A 17,448-nucleotide genomic window follows, 5' to 3' on the forward strand; every position below is an offset into this window, starting at 1 on the left:
ATGTTTTTATTTAGTCAAGCAAGACAGTACGTACAGCAATATCAAGATGAGAAACGCATTTTCCGCCTTAAAGAGCATCGTATTTTATTTATTTTTGCACTATTGATTGCCTTTCTTTTCGTTCCATTTGTGGGGCCAGATTACTTATTTAATGCCATTTTAGTCCCTTTTCTAGTTTTGGCACTTGCCGGATTGGGACTCAATATTCTGACAGGTTATACCGGACAACTTTCATTAGGTGCCGCAGCTTTTATGGCAGTGGGCGCATTTGCAACTTATAACTTAGAGCTGCGAATTCCTCAGTTGCCATTACTGGTCAGCATTTTTTTGGGCGGTGTAATTGCTGCTTTAACTGGGGTCGTGGTTGGTCTGCCAAGTCTTCGAATTAAAGGCTTTTATTTAATTGTTTCCACTTTGGCTGCACAGTTTTTCATACCGTGGTTATTCACACAGTATGGCTGGTTTACTAATAATAATGCTTCGGGGGTGATTACTGCTCCTCGTATGGAAATATTGGGTTATTCCATAAATAGCCCAGTCGGGCACTATTTATTGACCTTAAGTATTGTTGTGGTACTCACCGTTTTGGCTCGCAACCTGATCAATAGTCAATATGGTCGTAATTTTCGTGCTGTACGAGATATGGAAACTGCTGCAATCACCATCGGCATTCCGGTGAGCCAGACTAAATTGCTGGCGTTTGCGATCAGTTCATTTTATCTCGGTATTGCGGGGGCACTTTGGGCTTTTGCTTATCTTGGAACTATTGAAGCAGATGGGCTAGATCTTAATCGATCATTTCAAATTCTATTCATCATCATTATTGGCGGTTTAGGCAGCCTAACTGGCAGCTTTTTGGGCGCCGCATTTATTGTGCTGTTGCCTATTTTATTGAGTGTTTTGGGGCAAGCTGTTTTTGGACAGGCTATCGATCAAGCACTACTACAGAATCTACAAAAAATTATTTTCGGGGCTTTGATCATTTACTTCTTGATCAAGGAACCAGAAGGATTAAGCCGTTTACTACGTAATTTGTATCACAGATTAAGAAAATGGCCATTACGTTACTAATGTTTTAACAACACTTTTGTCTGTTTATTTAGAGATTAATTTATGAAGTTATTTAAATCCTTGTGGTTTTGGCTGGTGGTTATTGCCATCGCTTTAGTCGCTATTGTGTTTGTCACGAAAAAAGACAAACAAAATCCACCTGAGCAAAAACAACAAGCTGCAACTGAGCAGCAAACACAATTGTCGGATAAAAATGCCCAGTATTTCCCGTTACAGAGTTATCGGGTTGGCCCTTATGCTGCTGGGGGAACGGGCTTTTTCGGAGGCTTTATTGACTACATGAAAGCCGTTAATGCCAAAGGTGGTGTGAATGGCGTGAAGCTGGTGTGGTCTGAGTGTGAAACCGAGTACGTAGTAGAAAAAGGGGTAGAATGCTATGAGCGTTTGAAGAATGGTTTAAATGGAGCACCTGCTGCTGCAACCAACCCTTTATCTGTCGGTATCGCTTATGCAACTTTGGAACGTTCAACAAAAGATAAATTACCATTGATTACTATTAACCATGGGCGTACTGATTCTACCGATGGTCGTGTTTTCCCATACGTGTTTCCATTGCAGCTCAATCCATATAGTGAAGTATCTGCAATTATTAATTATTTAGGTCAGCAAAGCGGTGGCTTGGAAAAACTAAAAGGTAAAAAAATCGTGGTTCTATATCACGGTTCTCCTTACGGCAAAGAAACGATTCCAGTCATTGAGATTTTATCGAAAAAATATGGCTTTGAAGTAACCAACATCGAAGTACCACATCCCGGTAATGAACAACAATCTCAATGGTTGAATATTAGACGGATTCAACCAGATTGGGTCATTCTTCGTGGTTGGGGTGTGATGAATCCTGTTGCATTAAAAACTGCACAGAAAGTAGGTTACCCAACCAATAAAATTATTGGAAATATCTGGTCAAACTCAGAAGAAGATGCTGCACCAGCAGGTGCTGCGGCAAATGGGTTTATTTCAATTACGACACATCCATCAGGAGCGAATTTCCCTGTATTACAAGAAATTAAACAACTTGTTGTTGATAAAGGCCAGTCAGATCTTGCCGATAAAAATCGTTTCGGTACGGTTTACTATAACCTAGGTGTGGTAAACGGTATTTTGAATGTAGAAGCAGTACGTGTGGCACAAAATAAATTTGGTAAACGTCCGCTTACTGGTGAAGAGGTCCGTTGGGGCTTTGAACATATCAACTTAACTGAAGCACGTCTAAAAGAACTTGGTGCATATGGTTTGGTACAGCCTTTAAAATTATCGTGCCAAGATCATGAAGGCGGTGGTGCGGTACGTTTCCAACAATGGGACGGTAAAGAGTGGAAAGTAATTAGTGATTGGGTACAAGCAGATCGCAGCTTATTACGTCCGATTATTGAACAATCTTCAGAAAAATATGCCAAAGAGCAAGGCATAAAAGTTCGAGATTGCGCAACTGAAGAATAAGATCAGGAGATGACCGCATGTCTAAATCATTAAACAGTACCAAACCTGAAAGCAGTGAACCATTGTTAAATGTCGATGATATTGAAGTCGTATATGACCAGAGTATTTTGGCAGTTAAATGGGTGAGTTTAACTGTTCCTTCTGGTTCTATTGTTGCATTGCTTGGTGCCAACGGAGCTGGTAAGAGTACAACTCTGAAAGCAATATCACAGTTGATTTTTGCTGAAAATGGGCAAATTCACCGTGGCAAAATTGAATATCAGGGTGAATCCATACTTGGGAAAAATCCAAGTGATATTGTCAAAAAAGGTTTGGTGCAAGTCCTTGAAGGACGTCATTGTTTTACACATTTGACTGTCGATGAAAATTTACGGACAGGCGGTTTTATTTCGCATCATTCGGGTGCCAAACTTTCAACTGCATTAGAAAAAGTTTATCAATATTTTCCAAGGCTTGCTGAAAAGAAGCAGACATTGGCTGGTTATCTTTCTGGTGGTGAGCAGCAAATGCTCGCCATTGGACGGGCATTGATGACAGAGCCAAAGTTGGTTTTATTAGATGAACCTTCAATGGGGTTAGCTCCTAAGATTAGTTATGAAATTTTTGAATTAATTAAGTCGCTCTCTGAAGAGCAAGGTGTGAGTTTTTTAGTTGCTGAACAAAATATTCGTTTGGCACTTGGTTACACCAACTATGCTTATGTCATCGAAAGTGGCGAAGTCAAAGTTTCTGGACAGACTCAAGTTCTTTATGAAACCGGACAAATTCAAAAAGCATATTTAGGAGAGATTGCTTAGCTTTTAATAACCAGTCATCAATCAAATGATTGATGACTGGCTTAATATTGATAGATAAAAATAATTTATTCGCCGCGTTTATTTACAACCAGCTCACCTAAATCAATCAGTCGAGAACGAATGACATTACGACTTAAACCTAGCATTTGTGCAGTTTTAACTTGATTTTGATGGCAATAATGATAGGCGATTCGTAATAATTGCTCTTCAAATTGTGCGTAAACTTGTCCATCATTTTGCTGAAATAGCTGATGAAAAACTTCTTTTAATTTAGGGTTTATGACGGGTTCACTGGCTTTTTTTTCTTGAAACTTATTTGGGTTCAATTGAGTAGGAGGTTGAATTAATGTGAGATCATGACTTTCAATAATGCCATTTTGGCAAATTAATAGCGCATGATGGATCATGTTTTCTAATTCACGAATATTACCAGGCCACCAGTAATTGCTGATTTTTTCTTTTGCAGCGTTGGAAAAATCGGCTTTATCATAACCCAGTTGAGCATGATATTTATCAATAAAGTGATAGGCGAGAGGTAGAATATCTCCTTTTCGTTCACGTAAAGGTTTAATGTTTAAGGTAACCACATTAAGACGGTAATATAAGTCTTCGCGAAACTGATCGCTAAGAATGGCTTGTTCTAAGTTTACATTTGTTGCTGCAAGTACTCGTACATTTACAGGAATACTTTTACGAGAGCCCAAACGGACCACTTCACGTTCTTGTAATAGTCTTAAAAGTTTAACCTGAATCCGTTTAGATAAATCCCCAATTTCATCAAGTAATAATGTCCCACCGTTTGCAGCCTCGAACCATCCGGCATTGCTCGATAATGCCCCTGTAAAGGCACCTTTTTCATGACCAAAGAGTTCGCTTTCAACAAGGGTCTCCGAAAAAGCCCCACAGTTTACAGCAATAAACGGTTTATTACGCCGTTTACTGTGGTTATGAATTTGTCTGGCAATGAGCTCTTTACCTGTACCTGTTTCCCCATGAATTAATACACTCGCTTCGCTAGGTGCAATCTGCTTGATATATTCAAGCAATTTTTTGGATTCTGGGTCATTAAATACCTGTGCGGTGGCTTTATGCGAGTCACTGCGCTGGGTAATTTCAGGTAGGGTAACAATATTATGCCGCATCTAATATAGGTCTCTCATTTATATCAAATCGTTTCTGTCGGTGGGAGTTCGATACATATCGGTTATTCCTAAGTATTCAGTTGTGGATGATGTTATGAATAGAATGACGCTTTGGGATAAAGATCATTTAGAGCCCAAATTCCTAAGTCTTGCAGCTTATATTCCACTGGGTCATGTAAGGTTTGTGTTCGTACATTGCGCCAGAATCGGTCAAATCGTAATGATGCCTGAGTTGCTCTGGCTCCTGTCACCTCAAAAATACGATTGGTAATATCTAGACTTGTTCGTGTTGCTGCTACTTTTGCTGTTGCTACTGCAATAGCAACCTCACCACGTTGTTGTTCTGTCAGGTTTTCGGCAATGTCCCATGCTTCTTGTAATTTGGTAATCGCATTTTTGTTTAACAGGCGTAAGGCTTCTAGCTCTAACCAGAACTCCCCATAGTGTCGCAAGATGTACGGGTCTTGGTCTGCATGTTCCACACCAGATAAAAACCATGCACGTGATTCAGTTTTTGTATAACGTTTGGCTTCAAGCATTGCACCTTCGGAAACGCCCAAGAACATATTCACAAAAACCAATTGTGCAATTAAAGGTCTTAACGTTGAAAATGGGGTACTTAGTGGCCCTGGGTCAAGCAACATATCTTTTATTTCAACACGAACCCGTTCGAAAATGGAACTACCACTGTCTGTTTGACGTTGTCCAATATTATCCCAGTCATGGTACAACGTAATTCCTGAGCGTGAGGTTGGTACCGCTGCAATTAAAAGATTTCCAGTTCTTTCATCTACTCCTGATGCAATAAGCATTTCTGAGTCAAGCGCACCTGAGCAAAAACTTTTTTTTCCCGAAAATTCGTACCAGTCATCTTGTTTTTTTACGACGGTACGTTTGTCGAGTGGGTTTAATGCATTTCCCCAAAACCACGATTTTTCAGCAGTGAGTTGGTACCAACGCTGCCATTGCTGTGAATTACCAAATAAGCGAACCGTTGCTAAAAGCAAATGATGAAAACCAAAAACATGGGCGAGTGAGCTATCAGCCTGAGCAAAGATTTTGACAACATCAAAGATATCTTGCCACTGACCAGACAAGCCACCAAATTGCTCTGGAATGGATAAAGAAAGAAGACCACTTTGACGAATTAAATCACGTTCATGTTTAGGAGTACCGCCAACTTTATCTCTTTCTATAGCAGTTTGCGCAAACTGCTGAGTCAGAGACTGTGCAACAGGAATAACATCAGAAAGACTACGAATACTGTGGTTCTGATTAAAAACGTTCATACTTGCCTTATCCTTTATTTATCTATTTTTGACATAATTTAAGACTTACTTTCACGATGTGGCGTGAAGGACGAATAAATAATTGGTTGGTGCTTCAATTGATTTATAAGTTGTTATAGCTAGATAAATCATAAGAGATCAACCAAACTAAAGTCTCATAGCATGCAGCCAGCAAACACTATGCCAATAAAATATTTATTAAATTTCAACAGACTGTATCTTTTTTCTCATGGGGCAGGTTGGCTCTAAATTCAAAGTGTTGATGTGCTGTTGCATAAACAACACTATGCTTTTGGAATGTTGCCTATTTCACATCGAGTACTCTAAATGAGCAAATAATTAAATTTAATATTATTTGCACTTAATATTATTGGTATTAGTTATCTAGAAAATTTAGATTAAGGTACGTTGTTTAGCTATTTTTCTGATTTAAGAAAAAGTACTCGTTCAGATTGATCTCATCCACTTTAAATTTTGGAGATTATTATGGATATCGTCAAACATCCCGAATCTCGCCAACTCGTACGTACGGTTAAAGCTAGTGCATATGTATTTGAAGATCAAAATTCAAAGTGTTTAATGTCTTATGTTGAACAAATCGCACCAAGCGAAGCGTCCGTTTTAATTGTTGGTGAAACAGGAACAGGCAAAGAACTGGTTGCTCGAAAGATTCATGCTTTATCTAATCGGAAAAATAAACCCTTTGTTGCTGTAAACTGTGGTGCTTTATCTGATACGTTGGCTGAAACAGAGTTGTTCGGTCATGAAAAAGGAGCTTTTACAGGAGCTATAAGCCATCAGATCGGATGGTTTGAAGCAGCGCATGGCGGAACCATTTTTTTAGATGAAATTGGTGATTTATCACCAAGCATTCAAGTGAAGCTGCTAAGAATTTTACAAGAAAATGAAGTGGTTCGGGTTGGTTCTCGACAGACAAAAAAAATTGATGTCAGAGTAATTGCTGCAACGAATATTCGATTAGAAGAGGCCGTCTATGCAAGTAATTTCAGAGAAGATTTATATTTTCGATTAAAAGTTGCATCGCTCCATGTTTTACCACTTCGACTACGGACTGGTGATATTTTGCCTCTAGCACAGCACTTCATTTATGACTACTCGCAGAGTCTGAATAAGAAGCCGCCTATGTTAAGTGAAGAAGCTCAACAATTGCTCGTTGATTATCATTGGCCGGGAAATATTCGTGAGTTAGAAAATGCAATTCATCATGCATTGCTCATTTGTAAAAATGGGGTGATTCAAAGTTATGATTTCCAACTATCCGGTTTCAAGCATAAATTACTCACTTCCGAATATGATTTTTCGATTTATCGCAACTCAAATCAAACTTTAAAACAATTGCTGTTTAGTTGGTTTGAACAAGGAATCGAAGATTTAAATGAGCAATTAGAGGCAGAAATTACAGAAGCTGCCTATGAATATTGTCATTATAATCAATTGCATACTGCAAAATTATTAGGAATAAGTCGAAATATTATTCGTGCAAGATTGATTAAACATGGTTTATTGTCTCCAAATATTCGCATATAGATCGTGCTTATTTTTGTATCGACTCCAAATTACAATGTGATCTTAGTTTTTTTTACCTAAGAAAGATTTAACATTGTTGTTTCTTTAATTTCAAAATAAGACATATATCATTTAAAACAATTACTATTGTTTTTAAACTAATCTAATAGATATTTCTATTAGATTAGTAAAAATATCTTATTAAATAATAGTGTATCCGCCATCAATTGTAATACATGAGCCATTCATAAAACGGGCTTCATCGGAAGCTAGAAAAATAGCTAACTCGGCAACTTCAGACGCTTCTCCAAAACGGTCCAGTGGAATTTTATCAGTCGGACGGGTTTCTAGCATTTTGGCCGTCATTGGCGTACGAATAGTACCTGGGCAAATAGCATTAATTTTGATGCCATGTTTGGCATACACTGCTGCTAGATGTTTTGTATAACCAATTACAGCATGTTTTGAGGCTGTATAAGAAGCGCCTCCCATTTGAGCAACTAGACCCGCAATAGATGCAATATTGATAATTGCACCAGAACCTTGCTCAATCATTTTAGGCAAAACTAAATTACTTAAATTGAATACAGCTTTTACATTTATGGCAAACATAGTGTCCCAAAGTTCCTCGGTCGTATCTAAGCTATTGGTATATTTGTCGAAAATACCTGCATTATTCAGTAGTACATCAATTCGACCAAATTTCTCTAATGTAAATTCAACTAACTGCTTGAGCTGATTAAATTGAGTGACATCCACTTGAAAAGCAAAGGCTTCTCCTCCTGCGTTGATGATCTTCCCGGCAACTTGGTTAGCCTGTTCTAAATTCATGTCGGCAATAATTAATTTTGCTCCTTGTTGTGCAAAAGCAATTGCTTCGGACTCACCCATACCAGAAGCTGCACCTGTGATAATACAGACTTTATTTTGTAGTCTAGACATAATACATTTCCTAAATCCTAAGTTTTGATCTAAGCTCTCTTTGTAAAATAGATGCTTAAATATTGAAGTTCTCCTGTAAGACTTAAAATACGTATTTAGCCAAACGAGCTCTAGATACAATCTGGGAATGAAGACGATATTCAGACATACTGAGCGAATATCGGACAGGGAATTTAGAAAAGGGAAAATGATGAGGGATCAGATTATTCAACATCCGCTCTCAGAAGAGACGATTAAATACGATGACTATATTGCAGGTTTAGCAAAGGGCCTCAATATTCTTGAAGCATTTGGCACAGATCGACAGCGTTTAAATGTTACTCAAGTCGCAGAGCGAACTAATATTACTCGTACAGCAGCACGTAGATATCTAAAGACACTCAAGTTTTTAGGCTATCTTGAAACTGATGAATATTATTACTGGTTAACACATAAGGTACTTAAGTTTTCAGGGGCTTTTTTAAGTACAGCACATTTGCCAAAAATATCGCAGTCTGTCTTAAATCATTTATCTGAAAAAACGACATTAGTTTTCTCCGTGGTGGTTCAAGATAATTATGAAGTCGTTCCGATTGCTAGAAGTGTCCCGCAAAATGATCATTTCCGGGTAAGTCCTTTTGGTATTCATCTAGGTAACCGAATTCCTGCTCATGCTTCGTCAACCGGTAAAGTTTTATTAGCGCATAAATCCTTAGAAGAGCAAAAGAATTGGATTAAGTTATATGGACTTAAACGATTTACTGCATATACATACACAGAAGAAGCCAGTTTTCTAGCTGCATTACAGACCATTAAGGACAATGGTTATTGTATTTCCGCTGAAGAATATGAACTGGGCGTAACAGCAATTGCGATACCGATTATTAATCAGACTGGTGATATTATTGCGGGATTAAATGCTGTTGCTCCGATTTCTAAAGTAAATGATACCTATCTGATTAATACGGTTTTGCCATTACTAAGAGAGGCAGCCAAAGAAATTCGAGACATGATTTAGTTTATTGTTTTGTAGTTTCAATCAAACGTCCTCATCGGGCGTTTTTTTATATTTAAAATAATTTTATCAATATTTTAAGACTATTTAATTTGTCTTATATAACCGTTGGAAGAGATGATTTTATAAACAGTGAACGATATAAGATGTGTTTGCGCGATCATCGTTCAATTTAAAAGAAAGTAGTCTAGTCGGAACTGTGATAGCCCCGTAGTTTAATAAAAAGAAAAGCGTTCGATACAACACTATCAGGATGGTGTAGCCAGCTATTTCAGGCAAGTGAACGCATGGATCTGTCGCAAGGAGTGACAACAATGAATACCAAATTACCTCAACAGCTTGAATGCGATTTGGTTGTGGTGGGTGCAGGGGCAGGCGGTTTGTCGACTGCGATTACTGCTAAGAAAAAAGGCTTAAATGTTATTGTCCTTGAAAAAGACGATGTGTTCGGAGGTACAACAGCTTTTTCTGGTGGAGTACTATGGGTTCCAGGGAATCATCATGCAAAACAAAATGGTATACAAGATAGCCGTGAAGCAGCATTGACCTATTTAAAGCATGAAACCAAAGAATTTTTTAATGCTGAGGCTGTAAACGCATTTCTGAATTATGCACCTGAAATGCTCCAGTTTTTTGAACAAAATACCTCAGTCAAATTTATCCCGACACTTTATCCAGACTATCATCCGGATGCTCCGGGTGGGGTTGATATTGGTCGCTCTGTACTAGCTGCACCCTATGATATTCGTGGTTTGGGCGAGAATATGAAGCGCCTACGTCCACCTCTTAAAACCATTACCTTTATTGGCATGATGTTTAATTCATCTAATGCAGATTTAAAGCACTTTTTTAATGCCACTAAATCGTTTACTTCATTTATCTATGTGGCAAAGCGATTAGCTATTCATTTAAAAGAACTGGCTGTCTATGGTCGTGGTACCAATGTCACAAGCGGTAATGCTTTGGCTGCACGTTTGGCTAAATCTGCATTTGATTTAAATATTCCAATCTATACAGAAGCTGAAGTTAAGCAGTTAAATTTTGAAAATGGCAAAGTTGTTGGCGTACAAGTTCAACAACCCGATCAGCACTGCCAGATTAAATCTAAAAACGGAGTCGTGCTGGCATGTGGCGGTTTTTCACATGATATTGAACGACTTAAACAAGTTTACGTGCACCTGAAACGTGGTGGTGAACACATCTCACCTGTGCCAAAGACTAATACAGGAGATGGTTGTCGCCTTGCAGAATCGGTTGGTGGTGTAGTGGATATTCAATATGCGGATTCTGCTGCATGGATGCCTGTGTCAAAAGTCCCTTATACAGCTGGCTACGGCGTGTTCCCACATTTATTAGACCGTTATAAGCCTGGAATTATTGGTGTGCTTAAAAACGGGAAACGTTTTACCAATGAATCAAACTCTTATCATGATGTAGGTGCAGATTTATTTAGGGCGTGTGAGGAGTTCGATGAAACAGCCATGTGGTTGATCTGCGATCATAAAACGATTAGCAAATATGGTTTAGGTTATGCCAAACCCGCCCCAATGCCACTTTCATCTTTAATTAAAAAAGGCTATCTCTTTAAAGGTAATAGTTTAAAAGAACTGGCACAGCAGGTGGGAATTAATGCTGAGCAGTTGGCTAAAACAGTACAGCGTTATAACGAAGGGGCTGTGAAAGGCCAGGATCCAGAATTCCACCGTGGTTCTACTTCGTTTAACCGATATTTGGCCGATCCAGATCACAAACCCAATCCATGTGTAGCACCAATTGAGCAAGGTCCATTTTATGCTGTGAAGGTGTTTATGGGCGATTTAGGAACATTTGATGGAATCAGAACCGCCGTTACTGGTGAAGTTTTAAATCAGTTTCACCAACCCATTCAAGGTTTATACGCAGTTGGTAATGACCGTGCGAGTATTATGGGTGGAAACTATCCAGGTGCAGGAATTACTTTAGGGCCAATCATGACTTTTGGTTATATCACAGGATCACATATTGCTGATTTAGCTAAAGGAGGGAATGGTTTTATATCATCTAAAAATTCTAAATCTGCCAACTCTCAATCTGTTAAGGAGACTTTTCATGTTTCATAAACCGATTGTTGATCACCGTATTTACAATATTACACCACGATGCATGCCTAGATTTCTTGAGGTATTCGATCAGCTGGCGATGCCTATTTTGAAAAAGCACTTGGGCGAGCCACTTGGTTTTTATATTAGTAATATCGGTACGTTAAATCAGGTCGTACATTTGTGGGGTTATGACAGTCTGGATGACTATGAAAAGCGTAGTTTTGCCCGAGATACAGATCCTGACTTCCAAATTTATTTGAAAGCATCTGAAGGTTTAGTGACGTCACAGGTGAATCAAATTTTAAGGCCAGTGAACTTAGCTTCACTAATTAAGCCTTAAACAGCAGTTTATTTAAAAATTCCCTTAAGGAACGGTGTTTTGAGAAAAACACCGAGGGAAACTTCGTGCTTTTAAAAGGAGAAACTCATGAGCACAAGTCAAATACAAAGGAAAGATGTAAAAAGCATATTAAATGAAAATAAGATGGGTGGACTACAAAAACTCATTCTATTTTTTTGCTTTGCTATTATTGCCCTAGATGGTCTCGATGTCGTGGTTATGGGTTTAATTGCTCCTCAGATTATTCAGGAGTGGGGTATTAGTGCACAAGAGTTAGCACCAGTTTTAAGTGCAGCATTGGTTGGATTAGCAATAGGTGCATTAGTTTCTGGGCCTTTATCAGATAAATTTGGCCGAAAACCAGTGCTAATTTTAAGCGTACTTGGCTTTGGTATTTTTACTTTGCTAACAGCGTTTTCAACTGATATCACACATCTTTTAATTTATCGTTTTCTTACTGGATTAGGTGCAGGTGCTGCTGCTCCCAATGCAGCGACTTTAGTTTCAGAATATGCAGCAGATCATCGCCGTTCATTTTCAGTTACTGTTGCCTACTGTGGATTTTCTTTAGGCGCTGCCGCAGGTGGTTTTTTAGCAGCATGGCTGATTCCGGAGTTTGGCTGGCGTAGTATGTTGATATTAGGCGGCGTACTGCCTTTAATTTTGGTACCATTTTTATATTGGAAAATGCCTGAATCAATTACCTATTTAGTCAAACAATCGTACTCACAAGATAAAATCAAAGCGATTTTAAAACGCTTATTTCCACAATCTTCTTTTTTAAATCAAGAAATTTATCTGAATGAAGTAAAAACCGAGAAATCTGGTCTAGGTCTAATTTTATCTAGTAAATATCGCTATGGCACAATTATGCTCTGGATCAGTTATTTCATGGCATTATTTTTAATCTATCTATGCAGTAGCTGGTTACCAACCTTAATTAAGTCTAATCAATTTACGATTTCTCAAGCTGCCATTGTGACCTCGTTCTTTCAAATTGGTGGTCCTGTTGGAAGTATCACTCTAGGTTGGTGTATGGATCATTATCGTCCGCGTTTGGTACTTTTTATTGCCATGTTGATTGGCGCACTTGCAACCTTTGGGTTAGGGCATTTTGGTCATGATATGGTGCTTATGTGTATTTTTGCATGGATTCTTGGTTTTACCTTTAATGGTGGGGCCGTTGGTTTAAGTGCTTTAGCGACTGGATATTATCCGACTTCTGCTCGCGCAACCGGAGCAAGCTGGATGAATGGTATTGGGCGCTTTGGTGCAATATTAAGTGCGTTTGCTGGAGCTGCGATGATCAGTTCAGGTATGCCATTTTCTATGATGTTCTCATTATTAATGATTCCTGCTGTACTTTCTGGTTTTGCCGTTTTAATTCAGGGTATTAAAACGAAACAGCCTATTGTGCAAACCAAAACACAGTTGAGTTAAATCAGTAATAAAGCAAGTTGATTAACTATTTTAAAATCTATCTTTGCTTCTTAAATGTTTTCTATGGCTTTGAATTAGCTTGATCAGCATGCTGGTCAGGTAGGGATAAATACACTTAAAAAATGTATAGCAGTTGATTCAGCTGAAATAATTCAAGGCTTTATGTTCATAATAAACAATGTGCTAAGGAACAGCATTAATGAAATTTTCTATGACTTCGCTTGCGATGATTTCAACTTTTACATTAGCAAGTAGTGCGGTATTTGCCTTCGCTCCTTTAGCTCAGGACCAAAAATGGATATTGGGCGATTGGAACGGAAAACGCGCTCAACTCGAGCAGCAAGGTTATCAATTTACCGCAGCTTTTCAAAATGAAAGTGCTATTAATCTGAGTGGAGGATATAACGATTCACCACGACTATTTAATGCAAACCAATGGACATTTGGTACACGTCTAGATTTAGAAAAAATAGCAGATTGGAAAGATACTCAAGCCCAGTTGAGCATAACGAAACGAGATGGACAACCGCTTTCTACTGATCGGATTAGTGATCCTAGAGCGCCGCAATTTAGTAGTGCTCAAGAGATTTATGGGCGTGGACAATGGTGGCGCTTAACCAGTGCATGGATTAAAAAAGGATTTTTGAATAATGATCTACACATTAAGGTAGGTCGCATGGGACTTTCAGATGATTTTAATGCATCACATTGTGAGTTTCAAAACTTAATGTTATGTGGAGGTCAGTTAGGTAAAACAGTAGGAGATATTTGGTTTAATAGTCCTGTAAGCCAATGGGGAATTAACGCCAAATATCAAGTTTTACCTTCACTCTGGTTTGGAACAGGGATTTATGAGGTCAATCCTGAAAATGCCTTAGAGCAACACGGTTTTAATTTGGATATGGATCAACGTAAAGGTATTTTAATTCCTGTGGAACTATCTTGGAAACCCAATCTAGCATTTTTCGATGGCTTAAGTGGTGAATATAAAGTCGGTGCATTTTTGTCAACGGCAGATGCACATAATGTTAGTACAGATGAAAAAGGTAATATTGAGCCAAATGCAGCAGATCGGAAATCGCAAAACAATAAGCATAGTCTTTGGCTTAATGCGCAACAACAGGTTTTTGCGCCTGCGGACGACCCTAAGCATGGTTTATTTATTTCAGCAAACTTTACTTTTAATGATAAATCTACAACTGTCGTTGAAAGCACACAGCAATTAGCACTTTGGTATAAGGGCATATTCGAGCATCGACCAAATGATACTATTGGTTTAGGTCTGGCACGTTTTGATGTGAATGATCGTGTCCGAGAACGCCAAAATGCATCTAATCAATTGCTGGGATTAACCGAAGTTGACTATGCGAATCCGAAATATACACCGATTCAGCATGACGAATTGAATATTGAATTGAACTATAACTTTCAATGGTCACCTAGTATTGCTTTACGACCAAATATTCAATATGTGCATCAAGCTGGTGGTCTAAAACAAGTGGATGATGCTTGGGTAGTCGGTATGACCATGAAACTTAATTTTTAAATATGTATGAGTAAAAAGGCAAACAGAGGTTTGCCTTTTTATTTTCCAAACAAGATTTTTAGATTTTCTTGGAAAAGCGTTTCAAGTGATAAAACTTCATTTGGATTTAGGATGCCATTGTGAATCATACCCATCCACATAGGGCTCACAATAAGCAATGCAAATTGCTGTGGGGAAATAGTGGCTGATAATTCTCCACGTTGAATCGCTAAACTGGTTAATTGCTCAAGCTCATACTGAATAGGTAAAAAAATCTTATTTACGTAAGTTTGACGAATATGCGGAAAATTATTTCCTTCACGTAAAATTAAGAGTGCCATATCCGCACGACCAGTCGTTTCAAGCGTTAAAACACTGGGAATAATCTTTTTACAAATAAACTCGTAAACAGTTTCATTTTGAGTGATTTCAGAAGCGCGAATAGGGCGAAATGAATCGTTGATGAGAGCATCAATTACTGCTTCAAATAGCTGATCTTTAGTTTCAAAATAAGAATAAATTGTACCTTTGCCTAATTCAGCATGTTTAGCAATATCTGAAATTTTTGCTCTTGCAAAACCCACTTCAATAAAATGTTGTAGAGCAGAGTCAATAATTTTCTTTTTAGTTTCTTGCGTCTTTTCTAGACTAGGGCCGCGTGTTTTAGATTTCGTCATGTTGAACTAGATTTCATTGTTAACAAGATTATTTTAACATAAATTGACCTGTGGGTCATATTTGAATTAAAATCGACTTAAAAGTCATTTTTGGTTGAATTATGCAGACACCAAAGTCCAGTGTTCAATATTGCATTATTAGCTTTGCGCTGTGTCTTGCTGCTTTAAGTACCGCTCTGGCAAGCCCTCTATATGCAATCTATGAACAACAGTGGGGAGTTTCAACATCTCAAATAGGTTATATCTTCATTTCCTATATGTTAGGCGTAGTTTTTTCACTGCTGTTTTTAAATAAACTCAATGCAATTTATCACTATAAAAATGTGATTTTGGTCAGTTTGGCTTTAACCATTTTAGGTTTAATGTTGTCTGCATTTGCAAGTTCTGTTTGGTTACTGGGCTTTTCAAGGTTTCTGATTGGAATTGCTTCAGGACTTATTACCACCGCTGCAATGGTAGGACTCAAAGACCAATATCCGTTTCGTAATAAGGCATTAGCTGAAAAACTTACCTCTATAATTACTGTCTTGGGCTTCGGTTTGGGACCTTTGGTCGGTGGTGTATTGGCTGACCATACCGTGCGACCTTTGGCTGATCCTTATTGGATTATTATCTTTTTTTCACTTCTAATATTTATCAGTGTGTTTTGGGTCAAACCCAGATTTAAAATTGAGAAAAAATATCAGTTAAATGAGTTATTAAAGTTACAAGGTTTAGCATTGCCGCAGGTAGCTTCACGTAAAGTTTTCTGGGTCTGTAGTGTGGCTGCACTTTGTAGTTTCGGAGCCTTCAGCTTATATGCAGCTTTGGCTGGGACTTTTATTAAAGAATTACCGATTAAATCGTCAGCCACCTTAACAGGTGTATCAATTTCAATCATTTTATTTGTGTCAGTACTGAGTCAATTATTTTGTAAATCGTTTAAAGAATTGCATGTGTTGTATGCAGGGCTATTCGCTTTATTGCTTGGAATCATTAGTTTGGTAATGGCAGAAATCGAACACATCGTTTGGTTTTTATTGATCAGTATTTTACTGACGGGTATGGGACATGGTTTTACCCTAAGTGCTGTCTACCACTTTATTGGCAATATGATGGATCGGGAAAAAAATCCGCTGATTTTTTCTAGTTATTTGTTTATTGCTTATCAAGGTACGATCTGGCCTGTCATCCTTTCCAGTTATTTTATTGAATATTTCGGGGTGGTCATCACATTAGGGCTGATTGCAGCATTATTAATGGTGACTATCGTTTGGTTGATGCATCAACTTAAATTTAAGGTAGGGCCTATATTAGCTTGTCATAAATAATGATTGCTCAGTTTTTGGAGCTTGAAAAATATTTTAAAGGGAGTTTAGGCAATCGAAATATGATTTTGATTGCCTTAGAAGCTAAAAATTAGATATGGATTAAATTGATGATGGATGCAATTTTTTCAGAAGTTGCCATGAGTGCTGGTGCTAACTCTTCAATACGTTTAGGACTTAAACGTACGGAAGGCCCTGCAATACTGACTGTGCCAAAAGGTTTGCCCGTCTGTGGGTTGAGAATGATTTTAGCCATAGCAGACATGCCTAGCTCATAGGTGTCACTAATCACACCATAACCTCGCTCTCTAGAAGCATTAATCATTTGCTCTAGTTCTGTAAGGTCTTTTGGTGAGTTTGGTCCAAAGTTCTTGGCTTTATCGAAACCTTCACGTTCCACAATTCGTGAAAAGTCATTTTGGTCAAGGGTAGATAAATAGGCTAAACCACAAGCTGAAGCTGGTAAATAGGCCACGTTGCCTGAGTCAGGATCATATTTTAGACCTGATTTTGCTCCTTGAGCCTTACCAATCCAGATAATTTTTTCGTCTTCGATTAAACCGAGGCGAACCAGTTCAGAAGAGGTTTCTGCCAGTTCATCAAGGTAGGGTTGAAATGTTTCGGTAATCGAGCGTGAAGACAGAAAACTCAAACCCATTGAGGCAATTTTAAGAGTGAGCTTGTAGTGCTGCGTGATTTCATCTTGATAGATATATCCCATGTCTTTCATCGCAGTCAGAATGCGATGCATTGCAGACTTTGGGATATCAAGATCAATAGAAAGCTGACTAAGTGCACATCCATCCACTTCTTTTAATAGTGCTTCGAGGATGAGCAAAGAACGATCGGTATTGCTGAGCATAAAAATCCTAACAT

The 17,448-nt window shown here is 38.2% G+C and carries 15 protein-coding genes; 10 read left to right on the forward strand and 5 right to left on the reverse strand.

What is annotated here, in order from left to right; translation table 11 throughout:
- From K6I41_RS08305 to K6I41_RS08315, 3 genes are read left to right on the forward strand one after another with little or no spacing between them, the layout of a single operon-like run.
- A complete protein-coding gene (locus tag K6I41_RS08305; protein WP_250375603.1) occupies nt 1-1,071 on the forward strand; it encodes a branched-chain amino acid ABC transporter permease in 1,071 nt (356 codons plus the stop codon).
- Nucleotides 1,072-1,113: 42 nt separating this feature from the next.
- Nucleotides 1,114-2,511 (forward strand): ABC transporter substrate-binding protein, encoded by a 1,398-nt coding sequence (locus tag K6I41_RS08310; protein WP_250375604.1) that lies wholly within the window; start codon nt 1,114-1,116, stop codon nt 2,509-2,511.
- A gap of 17 nt (nt 2,512-2,528) precedes the next feature.
- Nucleotides 2,529-3,308: an ABC transporter ATP-binding protein gene (locus tag K6I41_RS08315; protein ID WP_250375605.1), complete on the forward strand. Its 780-nt coding sequence runs from the start codon at nt 2,529-2,531 to the stop codon at nt 3,306-3,308.
- 65 nt (nt 3,309-3,373) lie between these two features.
- Here the strand turns inward: K6I41_RS08315 and K6I41_RS08320 are convergent, their stop codons facing one another.
- Both K6I41_RS08320 and K6I41_RS08325 read right to left on the reverse strand, forming a co-directional pair.
- A complete protein-coding gene (locus K6I41_RS08320) occupies nt 3,374-4,450 on the reverse strand; it encodes a sigma-54 interaction domain-containing protein (RefSeq protein WP_250375606.1) in 1,077 nt (358 codons plus the stop codon).
- A 92-nt stretch (nt 4,451-4,542) separates the two neighbouring features.
- The gene (locus K6I41_RS08325; RefSeq protein WP_250375607.1) at nt 4,543-5,739 is read right to left on the reverse strand and encodes an acyl-CoA dehydrogenase family protein; all 1,197 of its coding nucleotides are present in this window, start codon (nt 5,737-5,739) and stop codon (nt 4,543-4,545) included.
- A 486-nt stretch (nt 5,740-6,225) separates the two neighbouring features.
- Here K6I41_RS08325 and K6I41_RS08330 point away from each other — a divergent pair, with 486 nt between their 5' ends.
- Nucleotides 6,226-7,287, forward strand: coding sequence for a sigma-54 interaction domain-containing protein (locus K6I41_RS08330; RefSeq protein WP_250375608.1), 1,062 nt, complete (start codon nt 6,226-6,228; stop codon nt 7,285-7,287).
- A gap of 180 nt (nt 7,288-7,467) precedes the next feature.
- Here the strand turns inward: K6I41_RS08330 and K6I41_RS08335 are convergent, their stop codons facing one another.
- Entirely contained in the window at nt 7,468-8,208 is a 741-nt protein-coding gene (locus K6I41_RS08335; RefSeq protein WP_250375609.1) for an SDR family NAD(P)-dependent oxidoreductase, read from the reverse strand.
- A gap of 190 nt (nt 8,209-8,398) precedes the next feature.
- Between K6I41_RS08335 and K6I41_RS08340 the strand changes: the two genes are divergently transcribed.
- The 5 genes from K6I41_RS08340 (at nt 8,399) to K6I41_RS08360 (ending at nt 14,609) form a co-directional block, all read left to right on the forward strand.
- Nucleotides 8,399-9,205 carry an IclR family transcriptional regulator domain-containing protein gene (locus K6I41_RS08340; protein ID WP_005305842.1) on the forward strand — a complete coding sequence of 269 codons (807 nt, stop codon included), beginning with the start codon at nt 8,399-8,401 and terminating at the stop codon, nt 9,203-9,205.
- A gap of 311 nt (nt 9,206-9,516) precedes the next feature.
- A complete protein-coding gene (locus K6I41_RS08345; RefSeq protein WP_151989410.1) occupies nt 9,517-11,301 on the forward strand; it encodes an FAD-dependent oxidoreductase in 1,785 nt (594 codons plus the stop codon).
- Nucleotides 11,291-11,623, forward strand: a complete 333-nt coding sequence (locus tag K6I41_RS08350) for an NIPSNAP family protein (protein ID WP_013197722.1) — start codon at nt 11,291-11,293, stop codon at nt 11,621-11,623. The genes K6I41_RS08345 and K6I41_RS08350 overlap by 11 nt, the downstream gene beginning before the upstream one ends.
- Before the next feature lie 87 nt (nt 11,624-11,710).
- Nucleotides 11,711-13,063 (forward strand): MFS transporter, encoded by a 1,353-nt coding sequence (locus K6I41_RS08355; RefSeq protein ID WP_250375610.1) that lies wholly within the window; start codon nt 11,711-11,713, stop codon nt 13,061-13,063.
- Nucleotides 13,064-13,274: 211 nt separating this feature from the next.
- A complete protein-coding gene (locus K6I41_RS08360; RefSeq protein ID WP_502800635.1) occupies nt 13,275-14,609 on the forward strand; it encodes a carbohydrate porin in 1,335 nt (444 codons plus the stop codon).
- Between the two features lie 38 nt (nt 14,610-14,647).
- Here K6I41_RS08360 and K6I41_RS08365 read toward each other — a convergent pair whose 3' ends face one another.
- Nucleotides 14,648-15,265, reverse strand: coding sequence for a TetR/AcrR family transcriptional regulator (locus K6I41_RS08365; protein ID WP_005305827.1), 618 nt, complete (start codon nt 15,263-15,265; stop codon nt 14,648-14,650).
- 101 nt (nt 15,266-15,366) lie between these two features.
- On the opposite strand from K6I41_RS08365, the gene K6I41_RS08370 reads away from it, so the two are divergent.
- Nucleotides 15,367-16,575, forward strand: coding sequence for an MFS transporter (locus K6I41_RS08370; protein WP_250375612.1), 1,209 nt, complete (start codon nt 15,367-15,369; stop codon nt 16,573-16,575).
- 88 nt (nt 16,576-16,663) lie between these two features.
- On the opposite strand, the gene K6I41_RS08375 is transcribed toward K6I41_RS08370, so the two are convergent.
- Nucleotides 16,664-17,434: an IclR family transcriptional regulator gene (locus tag K6I41_RS08375; protein ID WP_250375613.1), complete on the reverse strand. Its 771-nt coding sequence runs from the start codon at nt 17,432-17,434 to the stop codon at nt 16,664-16,666.
- Nucleotides 17,435-17,448: the final 14 nt, after the last annotated feature.

It is taken from the genome of Acinetobacter sp. AS23, assembly GCF_023612055.1.
Classification (GTDB): Bacteria; Pseudomonadota; Gammaproteobacteria; order Pseudomonadales; family Moraxellaceae; genus Acinetobacter; species Acinetobacter oleivorans.